General features: G+C 57.0%; 18 protein-coding genes and 1 riboswitch. Of the genes, 12 read left to right on the top strand and 6 right to left on the bottom strand.

Features of this window, described 5'->3' with window-relative positions:
* Positions 1 to 69 precede the first annotated feature (69 nt).
* Both VVR27_RS01340 and VVR27_RS01335 read left to right on the top strand, forming a co-directional pair.
* Positions 70 to 2175 carry a threonine/serine exporter family protein gene (locus VVR27_RS01340; RefSeq protein ID WP_368546730.1) on the top strand — a complete coding sequence of 702 codons (2106 nt, stop codon included), beginning with the start codon at positions 70 to 72 and terminating at the stop codon, positions 2173 to 2175.
* Positions 2176 to 2204: 29 nt separating this feature from the next.
* Complete coding sequence (locus VVR27_RS01335) at positions 2205 to 3839, top strand: threonine/serine exporter ThrE family protein (protein ID WP_368546729.1); 1635 nt, start codon at positions 2205 to 2207, stop codon at positions 3837 to 3839.
* Here VVR27_RS01335 and VVR27_RS01330 read toward each other — a convergent pair.
* Entirely contained in the window at positions 3766 to 4473 is a 708-nt protein-coding gene (locus VVR27_RS01330; protein WP_346872512.1) for a uracil-DNA glycosylase, read from the bottom strand. The genes VVR27_RS01335 and VVR27_RS01330 overlap by 74 nt on opposite strands.
* Positions 4474 to 4557: 84 nt before the next feature.
* On the opposite strand from VVR27_RS01330, the gene VVR27_RS01325 reads away from it, so the two are divergent.
* The 7 genes from VVR27_RS01325 to VVR27_RS01295 all read left to right on the top strand — a co-directional run bounded on the left by VVR27_RS01325 (position 4558) and on the right by VVR27_RS01295 (position 11522).
* Positions 4558 to 4851, top strand: a complete 294-nt coding sequence (locus VVR27_RS01325) for a DUF3263 domain-containing protein (protein ID WP_368546728.1) — start codon at positions 4558 to 4560, stop codon at positions 4849 to 4851.
* 55 nt (positions 4852 to 4906) lie between these two features.
* Positions 4907 to 5812, top strand: coding sequence for a LytR C-terminal domain-containing protein (locus VVR27_RS01320; protein ID WP_368546727.1), 906 nt, complete (start codon positions 4907 to 4909; stop codon positions 5810 to 5812).
* A gap of 269 nt (positions 5813 to 6081) precedes the next feature.
* A complete protein-coding gene (gene groL, locus VVR27_RS01315; RefSeq protein WP_346872509.1) occupies positions 6082 to 7707 on the top strand; it encodes a chaperonin GroEL in 1626 nt (541 codons plus the stop codon).
* Between the two features lie 210 nt (positions 7708 to 7917).
* Entirely contained in the window at positions 7918 to 8070 is a 153-nt protein-coding gene (locus VVR27_RS01310; RefSeq protein ID WP_368546726.1) for a hypothetical protein, read from the top strand.
* 102 nt (positions 8071 to 8172) lie between these two features.
* Positions 8173 to 9306, top strand: a complete 1134-nt coding sequence (gene rlmC, locus VVR27_RS01305; RefSeq protein ID WP_368546725.1) for a 23S rRNA (uracil(747)-C(5))-methyltransferase RlmC — start codon at positions 8173 to 8175, stop codon at positions 9304 to 9306.
* Between the two features lie 166 nt (positions 9307 to 9472).
* The gene (locus VVR27_RS01300; protein WP_368546724.1) at positions 9473 to 10600 is read left to right on the top strand and encodes an isochorismate synthase MenF; all 1128 of its coding nucleotides are present in this window, start codon (positions 9473 to 9475) and stop codon (positions 10598 to 10600) included.
* Positions 10590 to 11522, top strand: a complete 933-nt coding sequence (locus VVR27_RS01295) for an RNase H family protein (RefSeq protein ID WP_368546723.1) — start codon at positions 10590 to 10592, stop codon at positions 11520 to 11522. Before VVR27_RS01300 ends, VVR27_RS01295 begins: the two co-directional genes overlap by 11 nt.
* Here the strand turns inward: VVR27_RS01295 and VVR27_RS01290 are convergent.
* From VVR27_RS01290 to VVR27_RS01275, 4 genes are all read right to left on the bottom strand, one after another.
* Positions 11506 to 11796 carry a WXG100 family type VII secretion target gene (locus VVR27_RS01290; RefSeq protein WP_251379403.1) on the bottom strand — a complete coding sequence of 97 codons (291 nt, stop codon included), beginning with the start codon at positions 11794 to 11796 and terminating at the stop codon, positions 11506 to 11508. The genes VVR27_RS01295 and VVR27_RS01290 overlap by 17 nt on opposite strands.
* A 225-nt stretch (positions 11797 to 12021) precedes the next feature.
* Positions 12022 to 13512 carry a sensor histidine kinase gene (locus tag VVR27_RS01285; protein WP_409349914.1) on the bottom strand — a complete coding sequence of 497 codons (1491 nt, stop codon included), beginning with the start codon at positions 13510 to 13512 and terminating at the stop codon, positions 12022 to 12024.
* Between the two features lie 18 nt (positions 13513 to 13530).
* A complete protein-coding gene (locus VVR27_RS01280; RefSeq protein WP_237202798.1) occupies positions 13531 to 14238 on the bottom strand; it encodes a response regulator transcription factor in 708 nt (235 codons plus the stop codon).
* Positions 14239 to 14337: 99 nt separating this feature from the next.
* Positions 14338 to 14574, bottom strand: a complete 237-nt coding sequence (locus VVR27_RS01275) for a hypothetical protein (RefSeq protein ID WP_368546722.1) — start codon at positions 14572 to 14574, stop codon at positions 14338 to 14340.
* Positions 14575 to 14682: 108 nt separating this feature from the next.
* Here VVR27_RS01275 and VVR27_RS01270 point away from each other — a divergent pair, with 108 nt between their 5' ends.
* Positions 14683 to 15213, top strand: a complete 531-nt coding sequence (locus VVR27_RS01270) for a DUF3027 domain-containing protein (RefSeq protein WP_368546721.1) — start codon at positions 14683 to 14685, stop codon at positions 15211 to 15213.
* Positions 15214 to 15320: 107 nt separating this feature from the next.
* Positions 15321 to 16694 carry an MFS transporter gene (locus VVR27_RS01265; protein WP_368546720.1) on the top strand — a complete coding sequence of 458 codons (1374 nt, stop codon included), beginning with the start codon at positions 15321 to 15323 and terminating at the stop codon, positions 16692 to 16694.
* A 90-nt stretch (positions 16695 to 16784) separates the two neighbouring features.
* On the opposite strand, the gene serC is transcribed toward VVR27_RS01265, so the two are convergent.
* Positions 16785 to 17906, bottom strand: a complete 1122-nt coding sequence (gene serC / locus VVR27_RS01260; protein ID WP_368546719.1) for a phosphoserine transaminase — start codon at positions 17904 to 17906, stop codon at positions 16785 to 16787.
* 324 nt (positions 17907 to 18230) lie between these two features.
* On the opposite strand from serC, the gene VVR27_RS01255 reads away from it, so the two are divergent.
* Entirely contained in the window at positions 18231 to 18923 is a 693-nt protein-coding gene (locus tag VVR27_RS01255; RefSeq protein ID WP_368546718.1) for an iron dependent repressor, metal binding and dimerization domain protein, read from the top strand.
* Positions 18924 to 19303: 380 nt separating this feature from the next.
* Positions 19304 to 19497: riboswitch (cyclic di-AMP (ydaO/yuaA leader) on the top strand.

Below are 19497 nucleotides of genomic sequence, written 5' to 3'. Positions count from 1 at the left end.
TTACCCCCTGCCACTGCGGCGGATCTGTAATCAGCGAATCAGCGCAGAGACGGAAGGAGCAACCTCACGGTGAACCCCACTACCACTCTTTTGCAGCAAAAGGCCTACCCTTCTACCTCTGCCTTTGATGTTAAAGCTGAGCCGGCTGCTCCCGAGGAGAGCGCTTTTGGTGCTACCGGGCTGCTGCCTCGCGTCCCGCAGCAGGAGAAACCCGATGATACTAGCCCCCAGGTGGCAGGCGTTGGCAACCGGGGCGAGGGAATCCCCGTGGTTTCCCTTTCTCAGGTGCGTGATCCTAAACTGCGCGATGCACTCACCGACCTGGTTCCACCAACTACTGAGGTAACGACTCCGAGCGGGAGCCCTTTTTCCCCGTCCCAGGCAATAGCCCAGCAGTCAGCGGCACCTACCGCTGAGGTGGTGAAGAACGCACCCTCAGCTTTCGACGTATCTGCTCCAGCTGAGCATCAGGCCCATGATTCGGCCTTTGGCCCGGCTACGACTCTCATCCCCGCTCAAAAACCGGCTGCTCAACCTAATTCTTCTGATACAGAGGCACAGGCTTTTACCACCGGGTTACAGCAGGCGAGCTACCCATCGGTTGCGGGCACCGGCACCGGTCAGCTTCCCCTTACCGGCACCACGCCTAAGCGTCCTAGCCGGATGCGTTCTACGCTGAGATCTTTTGTCAGCACCGATCAGTCGCTCACTAAGCCCATGCGTGGGGTGGCTCGTCTTGCGCAACGTCCCTTCGCTCTGGCTACCGCTGCTTCTCGTCGGGCTGAGTTTGTCCGCGAAAAAGAAGAAGCCCGTGAGGTGCTGAACTTTTCGCTGCGGCTGGCGGAAACCATGTTCCACTACGGCGCTGACACCATAGACGTTGATTCGGCCATTGTTGCTGTCTGTGCCGCCTACGGGCTAGATGATGTTGAAATCGATATCACCAACCAGTCGGTAATCATCAATTACGTCTCAGACATTGATGAAATTGATGATCAGACGCGAGCTCTGAACCTGAATGATCTTGCCAAAGAGCGCTCCTCTCCGAGCAAGGAGCGCTTCAGCCACACCGTGATGCGCGTGGTTCGCTCCTGGTCAGAGAACTACGCCTCCCTTGACGATATTTACAAGCTGATTCACGATATTACTGCTGGCGGTCTGCCCCGTCACAAGGCTGAACGCCGCCTGCACTCGATCAATACAGCCAAAAAACCCTATTCGCCACTGGTTATTATGCTGGCAAATATGGCGGCAGCTTTCAGCCTCGTCCTCGCTCTAGGTGGTTCCTGGGAAGCGGGGGCTGTAGGGGGGCTGGTCTTTTTGGTGATTCACCTGGTGAGCCGCCTCATCTCTAAGCTCAAGATGCCCAGCTTCTTCAACATGGCGGTGGGCGCTGGTACGGTGACTTTTGCGTCCATCTATATTTCTGATGACACTTCGGTTTTCTCTCATCTGGGTTTTCACCTTAATGCCCCCCACATTGTGGCGGCAGGGCTCATCATGTTGCTGCCCACGGCACGTTTGGTCTCTACGGTGCAGGACGCACTGAACGGCTTTCCTCTCACAGCTGCCGGCAAATTCGTGTCTACCGGTATGAGTTTTCTGGGTATTGTGGTGGGGCTTGCTTCGGCGGTGGCGGTGCTCTCTGCTTTGGGTGTTGAGGAGCTGGATATCTCCCAAACTCGGTTTGAACCGGCGCCGGTTGTGATTAGTTATGCATTCTTTATGGTGGCTTCCCTGGCTTTTGCCGTGACCACTCATGCTCGGTGGGATAACCTGTTGTGGGTTTTGGCTATAGCTACTGCCGGGTTTTGGGTCTATCAGGGCTATAGTTATACTTTTGGTGCCGGAGCAGGGCGGGCTAACACCGCTATTGCCGCCTTGGTGATTGGTTTGCTGAGCACCTATCTAGCCTATCGCTTACATGCCCCGGCAGCTATATTCTATGTGCCTGCTCTTACTTTCCTTTTGCCCGGTCTTTCGGTCTTCCGTGGGCTCTATCTCTTCACCGTTGAGGCTAACTCCGATACCGGGTTGCCTGGCATGGTGGCAGCTATCGCAATCATCTTGTCCATGGCATCGGGCGTGGTTTTGGGTAGCTACCTGATGCAATACTTCATTCAGCAGCGTCTTTCTAATGACGCCCTTGACGCCAACGAAAAGCGTGATCGCTAGTTGGTCTGCGAGAGAGTGCACCACAGGCCGTGACTGAGAATTCCCAGGCTCCGCGCTCCGAGTTGCCACAGGCGTCCTACCCTTCCACCTCTGCACCGAGTGGTCCGATACTCCCTACGCGCTCCACTCCTACCAGCAAGGCACGCGCTGGCCTCAAAATCCTGGTGAGCTCGCAGCAGGCTATGACCGTGCCTATGCGCGGCGTTGCGCGCGTTGCGCAGCGGCAGTTCGCTCACGCCGCCTTCAACCGTCAGCGGCAACGAGTGCAGCTCCAAGAAGAAACCCGCAGTGCGCTCAACTTTTCCCTGCGTCTGGCAGAAACCATGTTCCGCTTCGGGGCAGATTCAGCCGATGTGGACGCCGCGGTGGTAGCGGTCTGCGGCACCTACGGCATCCACGATGTAGAAGTTGATATCTCCTATCAGTCCATCAGAATCAACTATGTTTCTGAGTTTGATGAGGCTGCTAGCCGCGGCGATTACTTGGCTCCCGCCGGGTCGGGTGCCGAGAAGTTCAGCCATAACTTAGTGCGCGTCATTCGTTCTAGCGCCGAAAACTATGCTGCCCTGGAAGCCACCTATCGGCTGATTCACCGTATCACTGAGGCTCAAGTAACCCGCACCCGCGCTGAACGCCAGCTCGCTGAGATTAGCGCGGTAAAAAAACCTTATTCGCCCGCTGTGCTGCTGGTGTGGAACCTCTTGATGGCCGTTGCATTTACCCTGGGTGTGGGTGGCTCGTGGCGGGCTGCTCTTGTCTCTTTTTTCGTTTTTATTGCGGTAAATTTCTCTATGGTCTGGGCAGGAAAGTTTGGTCTACCCAGCTTTTTCACCATGGCCCTGGGGTCAGGGGTGGTGACCTTTTTTGCTCTGTGGGTGGGTAGCACGGATTCCTGGTTCTTCCAGCAGGGGTTTGTTGTGTCAGCGCCCCACATTGTGGCTGCCGGGCTCATGATGCTGTTGCCCACCTTCCGCCTGGTATCGGCTATGCAGGACGCCCTGCACGGCTTTCCTTTGACGGCTGCCGGTAAGTTCGTGGTCACGGGTGCTAACTTCACCGGGATTATTGCTGGCATTAGTACCGCACTGACCCTGATTAATCTTTTTGACTATGCTTCTCTTGATGTTGACCGAACGGTCTTCAATCCGCCGCCGCTCTGGCTGAATGTGGCTGGCATGGTGGTCGGTTCGGTGATGGTAGCAGCTGCTTGGCAGGGCAGAGGAGCCAACCTAATGCTGAGCGCGCTGGTCTCGTTGGCGGGGCAGGGCGCTTACTATGGCCTGGTTTTTACTACCGGTGCGGAGGCAGGGCGCGTTAATGTACTGCTAGGAGCTCTTACGGTGGGGGCTGTAGGCGCTTTTCTAGGGCACCGGTTACATACTCCGGCGGCTATATATTATATTCCGGGCATGATGTTCATGTTGCCCGGCCTCACCATTTTCCGTTCCGCTTACGCGCTCCTGGAGGGTGAAGAGATCACCGCTGGTCTCCACGGCCTAGCTAACGCCAGCACCACGGTGCTGATGCTGGCCACAGGAATTGTGTTCGGCACCTATCTGGTGGATTATCTCGTCAGCCGTTTCGGGGGCTCTACATCGAAGGAGAGCCCTGAGCAGGCGCGTGAGGCAGAGCCCAGTCCACAGGTGCAGCGCCCTGGGCCATGAGAAGATCATTGACCTTGCTAAAAGGCTTGGAGCCAAAGAACCCTCTGGATGCGGAGAGAGGGGATGGGTGCGGGGATTCAACGCAGGGGTAGCCTCCCAATAGGGGGGCGCACCGGCGGGCGTCCGCGCCCCAGAGCAAACCAACCAGGGGAGTGCCTCGCTGGGCAAGCACTTCAATGGCGCGTGTGGTGATGGTTTCCCACCCCAGATTGCGGTGGGAGCCAGCATTTCCTGCTCCCACAGAGAGCACTCTGTTGAGTAACATGACTCCCTGGGCGCTCCATGCTGAAAGGTCCCCATGCGCAGGCGGCGTTACGCCTAGGTCACTGCTTAGCTCTTTGTAAATATTCTGCAGGGAACGGGGGATGGGGCGCACATCTGGATGTACCGAAAAGCTCAGGCCCATAGCGTGACCGGGGGTGGGGTAGGGGTCCTGACCAATGATAAGGACCTTTACATCAGCTAGGGGGTAGGTAAAAGCCCTAAAAATATCGTCACCGGCTGGCAGGGTCTTTCTGCCCGCTGCGTGCTCTTCGCGCAGAAAGTTACCCATAGCCCTGACGTTGCTCTCCACCGGGGCTAGCGCCTCGGCCCAATCAGCGGCCATGATCTCTGTCAGTGGTTTGGCAGGCATAGAGGTCCCCTTAGTCCAGCGGCGCAGGTTTACGTGCCTTAAGATTAGTACAGTTACCTATCAGTCCCGAAAGAAGGACGCCGTTTGTCTGCTGCACAGAATGCCTCCGCCGGTCATGATGAACCCCTAGAAGAGTCTGCTGCCGGCCGGGAAGTAGCCGCTGACTCGCTCACACCGCTAGAACGAGCTGTGATAGAGCTGGAGAAACGGCGTTTCCGTTACCAGGGCAGCAAGGAACAGGCCATCCAGAAACAGCTGGGCCTTAGTCCCGTGGCCTACTACCAGCAACTCAACTCCATGCTTGATAACCCCAGAGTGGTGGCTGCAGAACCCCTGCTAATGAACCGTCTGCGCCGCCACCGAGATGCCCTGAGCTGACCTGCTGTACCCTAGAAATATCAGGCCTAACCGCTGCTGCCCCGAAAGAGATGCTGTGTCCCCCTACCCTCGCGATGAATTCGATGACATTGATGAAGCAACAGCACGCCGAGGCGCCTACCGGGCGCGTCCCAAAGCTAATACCACCTCAGCTCGTGGGCTGGTGCTTATGGTACTCAGCGGTGTCTTGGCGCTTCTCGTAGGTGGGTTCATGTACGTCATCTCTCCCCGCACCGATTCCCCGGAGGCTGCAGCGGAAGCCAGCGCCTCTTCCAATGCCTCACCCAGCGAAGAGGCGCCGGCTGCTCTTAACATCGAGGGCACCACCGTTGAAATCTATAATTCAAGTGCCCCCGCCGGGTCCGCTGCCGTAGCTGCACGTCTCATTGAGAGCAAGGGATACACCGTGCGTACCACCGGCAACTGGGCTGGCACCTACACTACCGAGTCGACGGTCAATTTTGCTACGGGCACGTCCAGTGAAGCCAACGACATAGCAGACACCCTCTCACTACCCTTCATTGCGCAAGACTACGAGGCCGAGAGCGGGTTGGTCTATGTGGTGCTGGGCGCTGATTTTGACGCTGCATCTTTTGAAGATGTTGCTGAGACCGCCGATCCCACCGAACCTGCTGAAGAACAGGGCGGGGGTGAAGCTAGCCAAGCGCCCGAGAGCACACCGGCGGCTTCCAGCCAGGCAGATGCGCAGGGCCTCTATGTGCTCGACCCTGCCACAGGTACTTTCGTAGAAGCAACTGAATCGACCGCTAGCGGCTTAACCCGTTACAGCTATGACCCAGCGACCGATACCTACCAGGAATACAACCCTCAGCAGGGGTATACCCCTAACAATGCACCGGTGGTCACCTACTCTTACCAGCCCGACACGGGAACCTTCGTTCTAGACCCCGCAGGAACCTACATTTTCGATGCGGCTACCGGCACCTACGTCCTCCGCTAAAATTTGTGCGCTGTCGGCGATTAAATAGGGGCCACTCGCAACAGGGGTTTGCACACCTTTCGCACTAGTGCCAAGATTGTATTTAGCACTCGAAGGCTCTGACTGCTAAATCATGTGCTAGATCTAGATACAGTCAGCTGTTCTTCGGGTAAAACTCTGAAGCGTACCTTCGGTGAGGTGCACCGGCCGGTCCAGACCGTGCCGCACCGTCCGTCGCGGGCACCAGAGAGTACGCGCTCAAACTAATGTTCCAGGAGGAGCGAAGCTACATGGCAAAGCTGATTGCTTTTGATGAAGAAGCACGCCGCGGTCTTGAAAAGGGTCTGAACACCCTGGCAGACGCAGTGAAGGTAACTCTCGGCCCCCGTGGCCGCAACGTCGTGCTTGAAAAGGCATGGGGTGCCCCCACGATCACCAACGACGGTGTATCCATCGCCAAGGAAATCGAACTTGAGGACCCTTACGAGAAGATTGGTGCTGAGCTGGTCAAGGAGGTCGCAAAGAAGACCGACGACATCGCAGGCGATGGCACCACCACCGCAACCGTTCTGGCTCAGGCTCTCGTGCGCGAAGGTCTGCGCAACGTTGCAGCTGGCGCTGACCCCCTCTCCCTCAAGCGCGGCATCGAAAAGGCTGTAGAAGCTGTTACCGCCGAGCTGCTGGAGTCAGCTAAGGAAGTTGAAACCGAAGAAGAGATCGCTGCAACGGCGTCTATCTCAGCCGGTGACCCCGAAATCGGCAAGCTCATTGCGCAGGCAATGGAGAAGGTCGGTAAGGAAGGCGTTATCACCGTTGAAGAGTCCAACACCTTTGGTCTCTCCCTCGAACTGACCGAAGGTATGCGCTTTGACAAGGGCTTCCTTTCCGGTTACTTCGTCACTGACGCTGACCGCCAGGAAGCTGTCCTAGAGGACCCTTACATCCTGATCGTCAGCTCCAAGATTTCAAACGTCAAGGACCTCGTTCCCGTTCTCGAGAAGGTCATGCAAGCTGGTAAGCCCCTGCTGATTGTTGCTGAGGACGTCGAGGGCGAAGCTCTGGCTCTGCTGGTGCTCAACAAGATGCGCGGCTCCATCAAGTCCGTTGCTGTCAAGGCACCTGGCTTCGGTGACCGCCGTAAGGCACAGCTGGCTGATATCGCTATCCTGACTGGTGGCCAGGTTATCACCGAAGAGGTCGGTCTCTCCCTGGATCAGGCAACCATCGACCTGCTGGGCACCGCCCGCAAGGTCGTTGTCACCAAGGACGAAACCACCATCATCGAGGGTGCCGGCGACGCTGAAGCTATCGAAGGCCGCGTAGCCCAGATCCGTGGCGAAATCGCTAACTCAGATTCAGACTACGACCGCGAGAAGCTACAGGAGCGCCTGGCTAAGCTGGCTGGTGGCGTTGCAGTGCTCAAGGCAGGTGCAGCAACCGAGGTCGAACTCAAGGAGCGCAAGCACCGCATTGAGGACGCTGTGCGTAACGCTAAGGCAGCAGTTGAAGAAGGCATTGTTGCCGGTGGCGGCGTTGCCCTCATCCAGGCTGGCGCCAAGGCTTTCGAGAAGCTGGAACTGACGGGCGACGAAGCAACCGGTGCAAACATCGTCCGCGTAGCTATCGACGCGCCGCTGAAGCAGATTGCTTTCAACGCTGGCATGGAGCCCGGCGTCGTTGTTGATAAGGTCCGTAACCTGCCCGCAGGTACCGGTCTGAACGCTGCAACCGGCGAGTACGAAGACCTCATGGCAGCTGGCATCAATGACCCTGTCAAGGTCACCCGTTCAGCCCTGCAGAACGCAGCGTCCATCGCTGGTCTCTTCTTGACCACCGAAGCCGTTGTTGCTAATAAGCCTGAGCCTGCTGGTGCAGCTCCCGCCCCTGACATGGGTGGTATGGGCGGCATGATGTAAGACCGGTTCACCGGTTTTTCAGCCTAGGCTCTAACCCCGCCCCGGCGCTATCTTGGCGCCGGGGCGGGGTTTTTGACGTGTGTAGCTTGCTGGCACTACATCGCGATAAACCCTTGCACACCGAACGAGTATAGGGGTATGCTTTAAATCACTTAAAAGATTTTTTTAGGTGCTCAGTATCAATGGCGACAACTGAAAGCTGTGAGGCATATGTTCACTATCGTAGACCTAGTTCTGTATACCGTTATCGTTGCTATGCTGGCTATGTTGCTCGTGTGCCACGCAGCGGATGGCTGGTCAGAGCTTGAGAAGAAGAGCGCTGAGGCTCTTCAGCGAGATATCGCTTTTGGCTCGGTTAGCTAAAAGACTTTTTGGCGATTATGTTTTTCTAAGGTTGGCGCCCCAAACGTGGGGCGCCAACCTTTTTCTACCCGTTGGTTTAGCGACAGGTAGACTGGTGGGGCTATGAATTGCGATTACTTTGACGCCGGCATCTGCCGCTCCTGCACCCTCCTTGAAACCCCTTACGCTGTGCAGCTTGCTCAGAAACAGGAAGAAGCGCGCAGTCTGCTCGCACCTTTTGGTGAAGTGCAGTGGCTCCAGCCGCTGGCTAGCAGCGAAGAGAGTTTCCGCAACAAAGCAAAAATCGTGGTGGGAGGTAGCGCTGATCAGCCTACCCTAGGCATCATTGACCGGGCGGGCCGTGGCGTTGATTTGCGACGCTGTAACCTTTATGACCATGCCATCACAGCCGCCTTACCGGTTCTGGATGAGCTCATTCGCGCGGCGTCCCTCACCCCCTACGACGTGCCCAAGCGCAAGGGGGAGCTCAAGAATATTTTGGTGACGGTATCAGCTAACGGTGAGCTAATGATTAGGTTTGTGCTGCGTTCCAAGAAGCTGATTGTGCCCATCCGCTCACGCCTGCACTGGTTGTACGAGCGTTTACCCAACCTTGCTGTGGTAAGTGTCAACCTCCTCCGCGAGCACGTTGCTTTGGTGGAGGGCCCCGAAGAAATTACCCTCTCTGAACGTACTACCTTGCCCATGCAGGTTAATGACCTCACCTTACACTTGCGGCCCCAAAGCTTCTTTCAAACTAACACCGAGATAGCCGCTGGGCTCTACCTGCAGGGGCAGGAATGGGTGCGTCAGGCGTCCCCGGCTAGCCTCTGGGATCTCTACTGCGGGGTGGGTGGTTTCGCCCTTCACGCAGCGCAGGTACTGCCTGCATCGTCAGAAGTTACGGGCATTGAGTTGAGTAGCGAGGCGATTGAGTCTGCCCGCCGCACCGTTGCAGAATACAGGCTGGCCAATCTAGAATTTTTTGCTGGGGACGCCACCGAGTTCGCCCTGCAGCAGGGCACTGTGCCCGAAATGGTAGTGGTTAATCCACCGCGCCGCGGCATTGGGCATGAGCTAGCTACCTGGATTGAAGAATCCGGTATTGAGACGTTTATATACTCCAGTTGTAATGCTAAATCGTTGGCCAAAGACCTGGAATCTATGCCCTCGCTTAAGCCTGTGAAAGCGCGTCTGGTGGATATGTTCCCGCATACCACCCACTATGAGACCATCGTGTTGCTTCAGCGAAGCTAATTGGGGGGATGACACTCTCTCACGGAAAATAGTAGAGAGTACCCCGGTAGGAATTTCCAGAGTGGCTAGGCTGTTTTTATTTAGTCTTTTATCCCCAGTTTGCCCTGCCCCAGTTTTGGAGTACCGTAAATAGGTGTTGCTCCCGACCCTAGCGAAAGAACAGACTATGACCGCACCCGCCTTGCTTGCGCCCTTCATCCTGGCGCGCGGCCACAGTGCGCTGAGTGCATCAGGAGCAATGACCCCGGTCAGCGAAAGTTCAGCGCTAGAGACGGCAGCACAGAAGAACTCATGCGTAGTGGGCCTGGTACCTTTCTCCCCAGAAGAACCCGCCTACCTCGCCGTCCCCGACTCCCTGGTGCCGACAGAGACCCCAAACCTCGCAATCCGTCAGCAGCCTGAACCGGTGCGGCTCAGCGGGCTGGATAACCCAGGCTACCGGCAAGCGGTTGCCCAGGCCGTTGAATCAATGAACCGCGGGGAGTATGACAAGGTAGTGCTGGCTCGCCTACTCACCGCTGACTACGACAACGACCTGAACCTACCTGCCTTGCTAGAAACCCTGCGCGCCCAGCAACAGCGCGCCACCGTCTTTAGCGTGAAACTCCCCAACGGGGAATACCTGATGGGAGCTTCACCCGAGCTCGTCTTCAAATCGGGTGCAGACGGCTTCAGCACCGGCCCACTGGCCGGATCAGCCACCCGCACCGCACCTATTGGCAGTACCGAGGACGCCCAGATCGGTGAGGCTCTCCTGCGCTCCGCCAAGGATCGCGCAGAACACGCCACCGTGGTCCAAGACATCAAACAGCGCCTTTCTCCGCTGACTTTGGATATGAAAATCCCCGCCACTCCCAGCCTTAAAATGACCCCTCAGCTGTGGCACCTAGGCACCGATATCGCCGGAACCCTCAAACCCGGTTTAAGTTCGCTGGACGGCGCTCGCGCTATCCACCCCACACCGGCAATTTGCGGTACCCCCACAGAGCTAGCGCGCCGTGTCATCGAAAAACTAGAACCTTTCGAACGTGGTTTTTTTGGCGGGCTGGTTGGCTACATGGACGCTGAGGGCAACGGGGAATGGCACCTGGTATTGAGGTGTGCCCGGGTGAGCGCTCGCCGCGCTATCTTATTCGCCGGCGCAGGCATCGTCAAGGACTCTGCCCCGATGAACGAACATGCAGAAACTGCCAGCAAATTCGATACCTTCGCCCGAGCTCTGGGTTGGGACACAGCCAGCTGGGCTGAAAAAATATCCCTGCCAGCAGGGGGAGGTGCCCTCAATGACGCATGAAATAGTAGCCGCAGCCGATGGGTCAGCGCTGGGTAACCCAGGCCCAGCAGGCTGGGCTTGGTACATCGATGCTGACACTTGGGCAGCCGGCGGCTGGGAGCACGGCACCAACAATATGGGTGAGCTCAAAGCGGTGCTGGACCTCTTTGAAGCAACAGCTCACGTACCCGAGCGCCCTCTAAAAGTACTGTGCGATAGCCAGTACGTCATCAACTCCCTGACCAAGTGGATGCCAGGCTGGAAGAAAAAGGGCTGGAAGAAGTCTGACGGTAAGCCGGTGCTTAACGTCGATCTCATGAAAGAGCTGGACGCTGCCCTAGAAGGTCGCACCTATACCTTTGAGTGGGTTAAGGGCCATTCCGGGCATCCCCTCAACGAGGCTGCCGACTCCCTGGCTAACGCAGCAGCTCAGGCTTTTTCAAAGGGGCAAACCCCCAAGACTGGCCCTGGATTTAGCAAGACTAAGAACCTGACCGCCCCGCATGCTTCTAGCGGTGAAAGCGCAGCAACAGCAAAGCTAGAAAAACCTGTAACAGATGGCGTAGAGCTGGATGTCGACCTGCAACTGGCTGCGGTCCGGCAACTCGAACATCAGCTAGCATCGCCCTCAACGTACGGTTCGCGCAGTTTACTCAGCGGTTTGCTGAGTGAAGACCTTACCTGGGTGACCCCTGCCGGTCGTGTTCTAGACCGAACAACTGTCCTAGAGCACCGCGAACGTGCCTTTGCCTTGACAGGGCAGGGAACACCTGTTGAAGCTACGCTGCTGGGTGAGGGGGCGGTACTGCTGGTCAGTCGGGTTGAAACTGCCCGCGGTGCGGTGCTGCGTTCCAGTGTCTGGTATGCGAACAAAGCTGGCCACTGGAAGCTGCGCTATCGACAGGAAACCGCCGCCTCACCAGCTACTAGCCCACAAACATAGAGGCATTAGCCATTTCTGTTTCTGAGTAGTTAACCCCGGCGCGTGCAAGGGCTTCGTTAATTTGGGCGATAGAATCTTCTACCTGTCGCTGGGTATGGCGCCAGTTGGTCAGCACGCCCTGAAAGTTGGCGGAGGCTGAACCGGTCCAGGAGCCTTGCAAATCTTGCAAGGAGGCGGTCAGGCCGTTGACCTCAGAAATAATGGTGTCCACCTGTGCGCGCGCCTGAGCTGATTTGGTTGAGATGAGATCTGCATCGACGTTGAACTGTGCCATGGGAATCTCCCTAAGAATAGTAGTAACTTATCAGAGCTGCTTGCTCTGTGCCTTCAACCTTAGGGCGGCAGGGATCTACAGTGCGGGGCGCTGGCAGACTGTGGATACAGCACCGCCCCCGGACTAGCGTGAACACGGGGGCGATGCTGGTTTAAAGGGGATTTTGGTGAACCGGTGAGCAATATGAAGATACCTCATGCCCCTATCCACAGGGCTGGTTCCCGATTAGACCGTGCGCATCCCTGCTGTTGTAGGCCTGCTCTGCCCCTGGTCTCTGTAGACGGGTAACTGAATGACGAAAGTAGCTCCGCCACCTTCGGTCTGCTGAACCTCTACCGTGCCGTCATGCTGCCCCACGATGGCGGCAACAATAGCGAGCCCCAAACCGGTGCCACCGGTCTCCCTGGTGCGGGAGGTATCGGCCCGGTAGAACCGCTCGAACACTCGCTGGGCGTCCTCACCCTTAATTCCGGGCCCGTGGTCACGCACTTCAATAGTAGATAGCGGCGTCCCATCCGGAGCGGTTTTTGTACCCACAGCAAGTTCTATGGGAGTTCCCTCAGGGGTATAGCGCAGGGCATTGGTCATGAGGTTAGCCAGGACCTGGCGCAGACGTTGCTCATCGCCCCATACAGGGGCAGAAACAGCCTCAGCACTCTCAAGACCGATGACATCGATATCTCGGTCAGGTGCGGTGGCGAAGGCATCATTGGCGGCGTCCTGGGCTAGGCTCAGCAGATCAATACGAGCATTTTCAGCGACCCTCCGCTCGTCCAACCGTGCCAGGGTGAGCAGATCCTCAACCAGCTGCCCCATACGTTTGGACTCAGATTCGATACGGCTCATTGCCATACCGATAGCCTCAGCATTGGGTAAACCCCCCATGCGGTAGAGCTCTGAATAGCCGCGAATAGAGACCAGTGGGGTGCGAAGCTCATGAGAAGCATCGCCCACAAAACGTCGCATCTTAACCTCGGACCGCTTCTGCGCATCAAAGGCCTCTTCAATATGAGAAAGCATAGTGTTGAGTGAAGTGGTGAGATGCCCCAGCTCGTTATAGGGGCTGTAGTTCTCGATACGCTGTGAGAGGTCGCCGGCGGCAATTTGAGCGGCGGTTTGTTCCACCCGGGCTAGGGGCTCAAAGGCTCGGGTAACAATCACCCAGGTGAGCGCTATGGACGCCAGCAGCAGGGCTCCACCAAAGAAAACTGTCAGTAGCCCTACAATGGCTACTGTTTCATTGATTTGGGTGAGCGGGGCAGCAATCACCAGAGTTTGGTCGGTCGCCTCTACCGGAAAGGCAATGAGACGCCATTCGCTGGGACCGTTGGACGAGCGAACCGTCAGGGCGGTCTGGTTATAGCGTTGCACAACATCTGCGGTGAGCCCTGAAATTACCGGCGAGGATGAACCGTCGGACAGCGTCGCCACCGGACGTATGGTGTTACCCTGCTTATCAAGTAGGTAAGCCTCGTAGGGAATGAAAGTGCCCTGGGTGCGTGAAATCTGCTGGTCCGAGTACACGGCGGTCACCAGATAGCTGTAGCTAGCGGTAATTTCATCATCCAGCTGATCCAACATCTGGGCGCGGATAGATGAGATTGCCACCAGAGACATGACCGAAATAGCCAAAGCAATCAGCATGGATGTTAAAAGAACCAACTGGGTGCGCAAGGACAGCGAACCCAGCCGGGACAGTGAGAGACGAGACTTCAACCCGCTATCACCCTTCGTTTAGTTTTTGCTGGTGCGCAAAAGGTAGCCTACGCCGCGCTTGGTATGAATCAGCGGGGGCAGGTCATGATCGTTATCAATCTTGCGGCGCAGGTAGGAGATGTAGGACTCCACAATCGAAGCGTCACCATTGAAGTCATATTCCCATACGTGGTCAAGAATCTGAGCTTTAGAAAGGACCCTGTTGGGGTTAAGCATCAGGTAGCGCAGCAGCTTGAACTCGGTGGGGGAGAGGTCGATTTCGCGGTCACCGCGGAAAACTTCGTGGGCATCGTCATCGAGCACCAGGTCATCCACGCGCAAACGAGAATCTTCTTCAACGTGGGGCTGCGTGCGGCGCAACACGGCGCGGATACGAGCCACCACTTCATCAAGGCTAAAGGGCTTGGTGACGTAGTCGTCACCGCCTACGGTAAGACCGGTGACTTTGTCCTCGGTGTCGTCTTTAGCCGTCAGGAAAAGAACCGGGAAGAGCCGTCCTGAGCTGCGCAACTTCCGGGTGACGGTGAAGCCGTCCATATCGGGCAACATGACGTCGAGTACGGCTAGGTCGGGGGCTTCAGTCTCGGCTTTATCGAGGGCTTCGCGGCCGTTCGTTGCGGTGACAACCTCAAAGCCTGCAAAACGCAGGGAGGTAGCGAGGAGCTCAAGGATATTGGGCTCATCGTCAACAACAAGGAGTTTAGCTTCAGGTTCTTTAGTGTTCACCCTTCCATTGTGCCCCTCTTCTCTGGGTGTTAGCTGGGCGCTATCTGGTGCACCCCTGATGTGAGCTGCGGGAGTGAGTTCATCTCATATTTCTCATAGCTAGGATGCCCGGCGGCGTAAAACGGCGAGAAAGAGGACCGCCATGAGGCAGATAAAAGCGGCGGGAAGCAGGAGCATGGGTAGCACGCTGAGAATCTGCGGGGCGCTGTTGTGGTCCCATTTCATAAGGAGCATGGTGACACCGCTGATGGTACCTACCGCGGTGAAGACCCCGGCTACGATGCTCAGGGCACGAATAAGGGAGCTGTAAGGTAGCTCGGAAATTTCAGATGACATAGCTCTAAGGTATCAAAACAGGGCAAGGGCGCAGGTGTGGGAGCAAAAATCTGTGCTGGCTCTCCTGCCGGGTAGGTAATCGGCGGCCAAAACCTGTTTAATAGGGGTATGACTGAACAGGTAAAAGAAGAACTCTCCGCCCCCGGTGCCACCGCGCCAGTGACCGAGGTTTTAGATACCACGGCACCCGCCACCTCGGGGGAGCAGCGCAACGAGCCTCGACTCGGTGAGCGCACGCGCCGCCGTCGGACCGCCAAAGTCGATACCATCTTGGCTGAAGCCAAGGACGTAGCGCTGGCAGCTCTTGCGGATATCGCACCTGAAAGCGCAATGGGGCCGGTGCATCACCTGCGCGGTGAAGAAGAGCGCCTAACCACCCACCTGTTTGAGTGCGCCCTGCCCGGTTACCGCGGCTGGTTCTGGTTTGCTACTCTCTCCCGTGCGCCCCGTTCTAAGGTGGCTACGGTATGCGAAATTGGCTTGCTGCCCGGTGACGACGCTCTGCTAGCTCCTGCGTGGGTGCCCTGGGCGGATCGCGTTTTGCCTGAAGATCACAAGAGTCCTGAGGATTACGATGGTGACGGCGAGGGCGCCGACGAGTTTGAGGGTGGAGAGTATGAACAAACTCAGGAAGCTTGACGCTTAAAGCAGGGTGACCTCTGGTGCAGTACTGCACATCGTTCTAGGATGGATAGAAGATGAACTAGGGCTGAATGAGCTACGCAACCTGAAAGAGAACACGTTACGTGAGAGTAGAACGCAGCGGCCCGCGCGCCGTCACCGATAAACCCAAGACCTTTCGGTCACTGTGGATCTTAAATTATCGCATCTGGTTTATCGGTGCTCTGGTCTCAAATATTGGCACCTGGATGCAGCGCACCGCCCAGGACTGGTTAGTTTTCAATGATCTTTCTGATCACGATTCCACCCAAATGGGTATCGTCATTGCTCTGCAGTTCGCCCCGCCCCTCTTTCTTGCCCCTTACGCGGGTGTGCTGGCAGACCGAGGGGACCGGCGCAAAATTCTTCTCTGGACGCAGAGCATCATGGCCCTGCTGGCCGTGGGGCTCGGTGCCCTAGTGCTTTCTGGGTACGTAGAAATCTGGCATGTTTACCTCTTTGCCTTGGCTCTGGGTGTGGTGGGTGCCCTTGATTCGCCGGTACGCTCCACTTTTGTTTCTGAGCTAGTCTCTGATCGCGATCTGCCCAACGCGGTGGCGCTGAACTCTATGTCCTTTAACACCGCCCGCATGATAGGCCCAGCAGTGGCTGGCCTACTGGTGGTTCTGGTGGGCACCGGCCCGGTCTTCCTACTCAACACTCTCACCTTTGTCGCTATGATTGCAGCTATCTGCGCTATTCGCGAGAAGGAGCTACGCCAGCTGCCCCGCTCGTCCAAAGCCAATAGCCGTATGCGCGATGGGCTGAGTTACCTCAAACAGCGGCCAGATATCATGATCGTGATGGTCTCTGCCTTCCTTATCGGCACCTTCGGGCTGAACACCGCGCTCAATATTGCTGCTATGGCCACCACCGAATTTGGGCAGGGAGCCGGGGAATTCGGCGTCCTGAACTCAGTGGTCGCGATCGGCTCAGTCGCAGGCACCCTGCTGGCAGCCCGGCGGGACGTCCCGCGCATGCGCTTCATGTTCGCCTCCTGCTTCGGTTTCGGCATCACCACTGCGCTCGCCGCCCTAGCACCCAATATCTGGTTCTTTGCCCTTGCTCTGGTTCCTCTGGGGCTCATGGCGCTGACCATTATCACCTCGGCTAATGCCTATGTGCAGGTCACGACAGAGCCCGAGATGCGAGGCCGTGTTATGAGCATTTATATGGCCGTTTTCATCGGTGGTACGCCTATTGGCTCGCCTCTGGTGGGCATGGTCAACGATGTCTTCGGCGCCCGTTGGGGGTTGGGTGTGGCCTCTGCTGCAGGTTTTGCTGCCACACTGCTGGGGCTCATTTGGATTATGAAGTACAAGCACCTGCACGTTGCCTATGACCGCGATTCACGCACCAGACTGGTGCTCCGCCCTCGCCAGCCTGAGCCCGAAGAGTTAGAGGCTGTGGATGAAGCTCCGCCGGTTACCGCTGCTATCGAGATCCAGCAGCCTCGCTAGGGCCATCTCCAATCTGTACACCTAGAAAGGGCGCCTCACCGGACTTTTAAGTTCGGTGAGGCGCCCTTTCTAGATGTTGGCTGTTGAGCGTTACATATTTTCAACGATGTAGTCGATGCAACCCAGCAGAGCGGTGACGTCTTCGGGGTCAATAGCGGTGAAGGTGGCAATTCGCAGCTGGTTACGGCCCAGCTTGCGGTAGGGCTCGGTGTCCACTATGCCGTTGGCACGCAGTGCCTTAGCGACAGCTGCGGCATCCACTGAGTCAGCAAAGTCGATAGTAGCAATAACATTGGAGCGCTCATCGGCGTTAGCCACAAAGGGGGTGGCGTAGTCGGAGGCCTCAGCCCAGCTGTAGATACGGCCTGCTGAGTCAGCGGTACGGGCAGCGGCAAAGTCAAGGCCGCCCTGCTCGTTCATCCATTTGATCTGCTCGTTGAGCATAATCATAGTGGCTAAAGCCGGGGTGTTGTAGGTCTGGTTGAGGCGGGAATTATCAATCGCTGTGACCAGGTTGAGGGAGTCAGGCACCCAGCGGTCCGAGGCTCCGATGCGCTGGGCACGTTCGATAGCGGCCGGCGACCAGAGGCCCAGCCAGAGCCCGCCATCCGAGGCAAAATTCTTCTGCGGCGAGAAGTAGTAGACATCAGATTCGGTAACATTCACCTCCAGGCCGCCGGCGGCGCTAGTGGCGTCAATCAGCACCAGGGCTTCATCGGCAATGCCAGTAGGGCGCGTAACGGTGGCAAAGACACCGGTGGAGGTTTCATTGTGAGGCCAGGCGTAGACATCTACGCCGTCCTCGGCGGACGCTACCGGGCGGGTGCCGGGTTCAGAGGAGATGACGGTCGATGTCTCGAGGAAGGGGGCAGCCTTGGTGGCTGAAGCGAACTTGGAGCCGAATTCACCGAAGGTGAGGTGCTGTGCCTTTTTCTCTACCAGCCCGAAGGTAGCGGCGTCCCAGAAGGAAGTTGCTCCGCCGTTGCCGAGAATGACCTCGTAACCCTCGGGTGCGCTGTAGAACTGAGCTAGCCCCTCACGAATCTCACCCACCAGGTTCTTGACCGGCGCCTGACGGTGAGAAGTGCCCATAAGGTTGGTGGCAGCGTCCATGACTGCCTGCACCTGCTGCGGGCGCACCTTGGAGGGCCCAGCGCCAAACCTGCCGTCAGCGGGCAGAAGGTCGGTGGGGATGGTGAGGAAATCGGTCACAATAACTCCTAGTATCAGGCAGACTCAGCAAGCGGCGGGCGTGAAAAGGATGAGGGAATGCCGCTAGCGCCCACAGTGTCTATTGTGGCAGGTAGAGCGGCTCTAGGGGTGCTACTGAGGCTCGGTTGCCGATACATGACACTAAGCAGGTTACATAGTGAGACAGCTTCGTTGGTGGGCCAAGAAGTTGACGGAAGGAAAATTTCAGCTCCTAAAGAGCTGAACGTCTTTTTAGGCGGAAAAAGAATAGAATGAGGGCAGAATTAAAGAAAGTACCTAACGGTCGTAGCTAGGCCCCCAGCAGAGAAGAGACGCGAGAAGTCAATGACAGACTTGATTGATACTACTGAAATGTACCTTCGTACCGTACTTGAGCTCGAAGAAGAGGGTATTACTCCTATGCGAGCTCGTATCGCCGAGCGTCTGGATCATTCTGGTCCCACCGTTTCGCAAACCGTGGCTCGCATGGAGCGCCACGGCTTGCTCACCGTTGAAGTAGACCGCTCCCTCCGCCTCACCGATGACGGGCGCCAGAAGGCGGTTGAGGTGATGCGCAAGCACCGCCTGGCCGAGCGCCTGCTCTCCGACATCATCGGTCTTGATCTGGAATACATCCACGAAGAAGCTTGCCGCTGGGAGCACGTGATGAGCGAGCGGGTCGAGCGCCGCTTGTTAGAACTGCTCAACAACCCCAAGTTCTCCCCCTATGGCAATGCCATTCCGGGTCTGGAGCAGTTGGGTGCTGAAAGCGACCAGAATGATGGACGCACCGTAACCATGTCCATCGCGGGCAAGGACTCTAGTGAGGGCGACAGGTTCACCATCTCTCGACTGCCCGAGTTCCTGCAGACCGATATCGACCTATTGAAGATGCTGGGGGACGCTGGCATCATCTACGGGGCAACCGTGTCAATTCTGGGCAACCGTGACGGCTCGGTGGTGGTACACGCTGACGGGGAGGAACGGGCACTTACCCTCAATGCCGAGGTAGCTGAGTCGATTGTCGTGAAGCGATAACAAACTGATAACACTGTAAGGGCACCGACCATGACCGGTGCCTTTCTTTGTTACCTCTTCGTTATCTGTACACCTCGCGCTGTGCCGCAAGGTGGTCAAGTGACAGGCTTCTCAGCACGTGCGTTGAGCTGGGTGACAGCGCGGAAGGTCAGGTAGAGGTGCCACTTTAAGTGGTGCAGCAAACCAATAAACTCTCTTGTCAGGGGCATTTTTTAAACTCTCGCAATGTTTGCTGGGAGCCTGCTTGGCATCCCCCAAAAGATAACCTTGCTTGCTTAAAAGCCACGCCTACCTATTTTTCGTGACCAAAACGTGACAATTGTAGTTGCGGTGTGTAATGTTCTATTCCGTGCCAACTACTGGTCGTACGGCACCCATCGACGCAGCATCCGCCTAGTCCTGCCACCGCGTCGGAGGAAATACAAATAAATCATATGGCAGGAGCGGGGGACCCACCTTACCGGGCTCACTCAAAGAGAGAGTCCTTGGGGTTAAGCCACCTATAAGAAGTGGCCGAGCGACCTTCATGCTCGAACCCGACAGCTCACCTCGTGAGGCAATGGAGAAAGAACAT

The sequence above is a fragment of the Rothia sp. LK2492 genome, assembly GCF_040946345.1.
Lineage (GTDB): Bacteria > Actinomycetota > Actinomycetes > Actinomycetales > Micrococcaceae > Rothia > Rothia endophytica.
The sequence above is the reverse complement of the archived record's forward strand: the minus strand, read 5'-3'. Positions and strand labels throughout refer to the sequence as shown.

What these genes read in the sequence shown, in the direction of transcription:
- VVR27_RS01330 (WP_346872512.1), bottom strand. Translation starts at nt 4,473, where the DNA reads ATGCCTGCCAAACCACTGACAGAGATCATGGCCGCTGATTGGGCCGAG.
- groL (WP_346872509.1), top strand. Translation starts at nt 6,082, where the DNA reads ATGGCAAAGCTGATTGCTTTTGATGAAGAAGCACGCCGCGGTCTTGAA.
- VVR27_RS01310 (WP_368546726.1), top strand. Translation starts at nt 7,918, where the DNA reads ATGTTCACTATCGTAGACCTAGTTCTGTATACCGTTATCGTTGCTATG.
- rlmC (WP_368546725.1), top strand. Translation starts at nt 8,173, where the DNA reads ATGAATTGCGATTACTTTGACGCCGGCATCTGCCGCTCCTGCACCCTC.
- VVR27_RS01300 (WP_368546724.1), top strand. Translation starts at nt 9,473, where the DNA reads ATGACCGCACCCGCCTTGCTTGCGCCCTTCATCCTGGCGCGCGGCCAC.
- VVR27_RS01295 (WP_368546723.1), top strand. Translation starts at nt 10,590, where the DNA reads ATGACGCATGAAATAGTAGCCGCAGCCGATGGGTCAGCGCTGGGTAAC.
- VVR27_RS01290 (WP_251379403.1), bottom strand. Translation starts at nt 11,796, where the DNA reads ATGGCACAGTTCAACGTCGATGCAGATCTCATCTCAACCAAATCAGCT.
- VVR27_RS01275 (WP_368546722.1), bottom strand. Translation starts at nt 14,574, where the DNA reads ATGTCATCTGAAATTTCCGAGCTACCTTACAGCTCCCTTATTCGTGCC.
- VVR27_RS01270 (WP_368546721.1), top strand. Translation starts at nt 14,683, where the DNA reads ATGACTGAACAGGTAAAAGAAGAACTCTCCGCCCCCGGTGCCACCGCG.
- VVR27_RS01255 (WP_368546718.1), top strand. Translation starts at nt 18,231, where the DNA reads ATGACAGACTTGATTGATACTACTGAAATGTACCTTCGTACCGTACTT.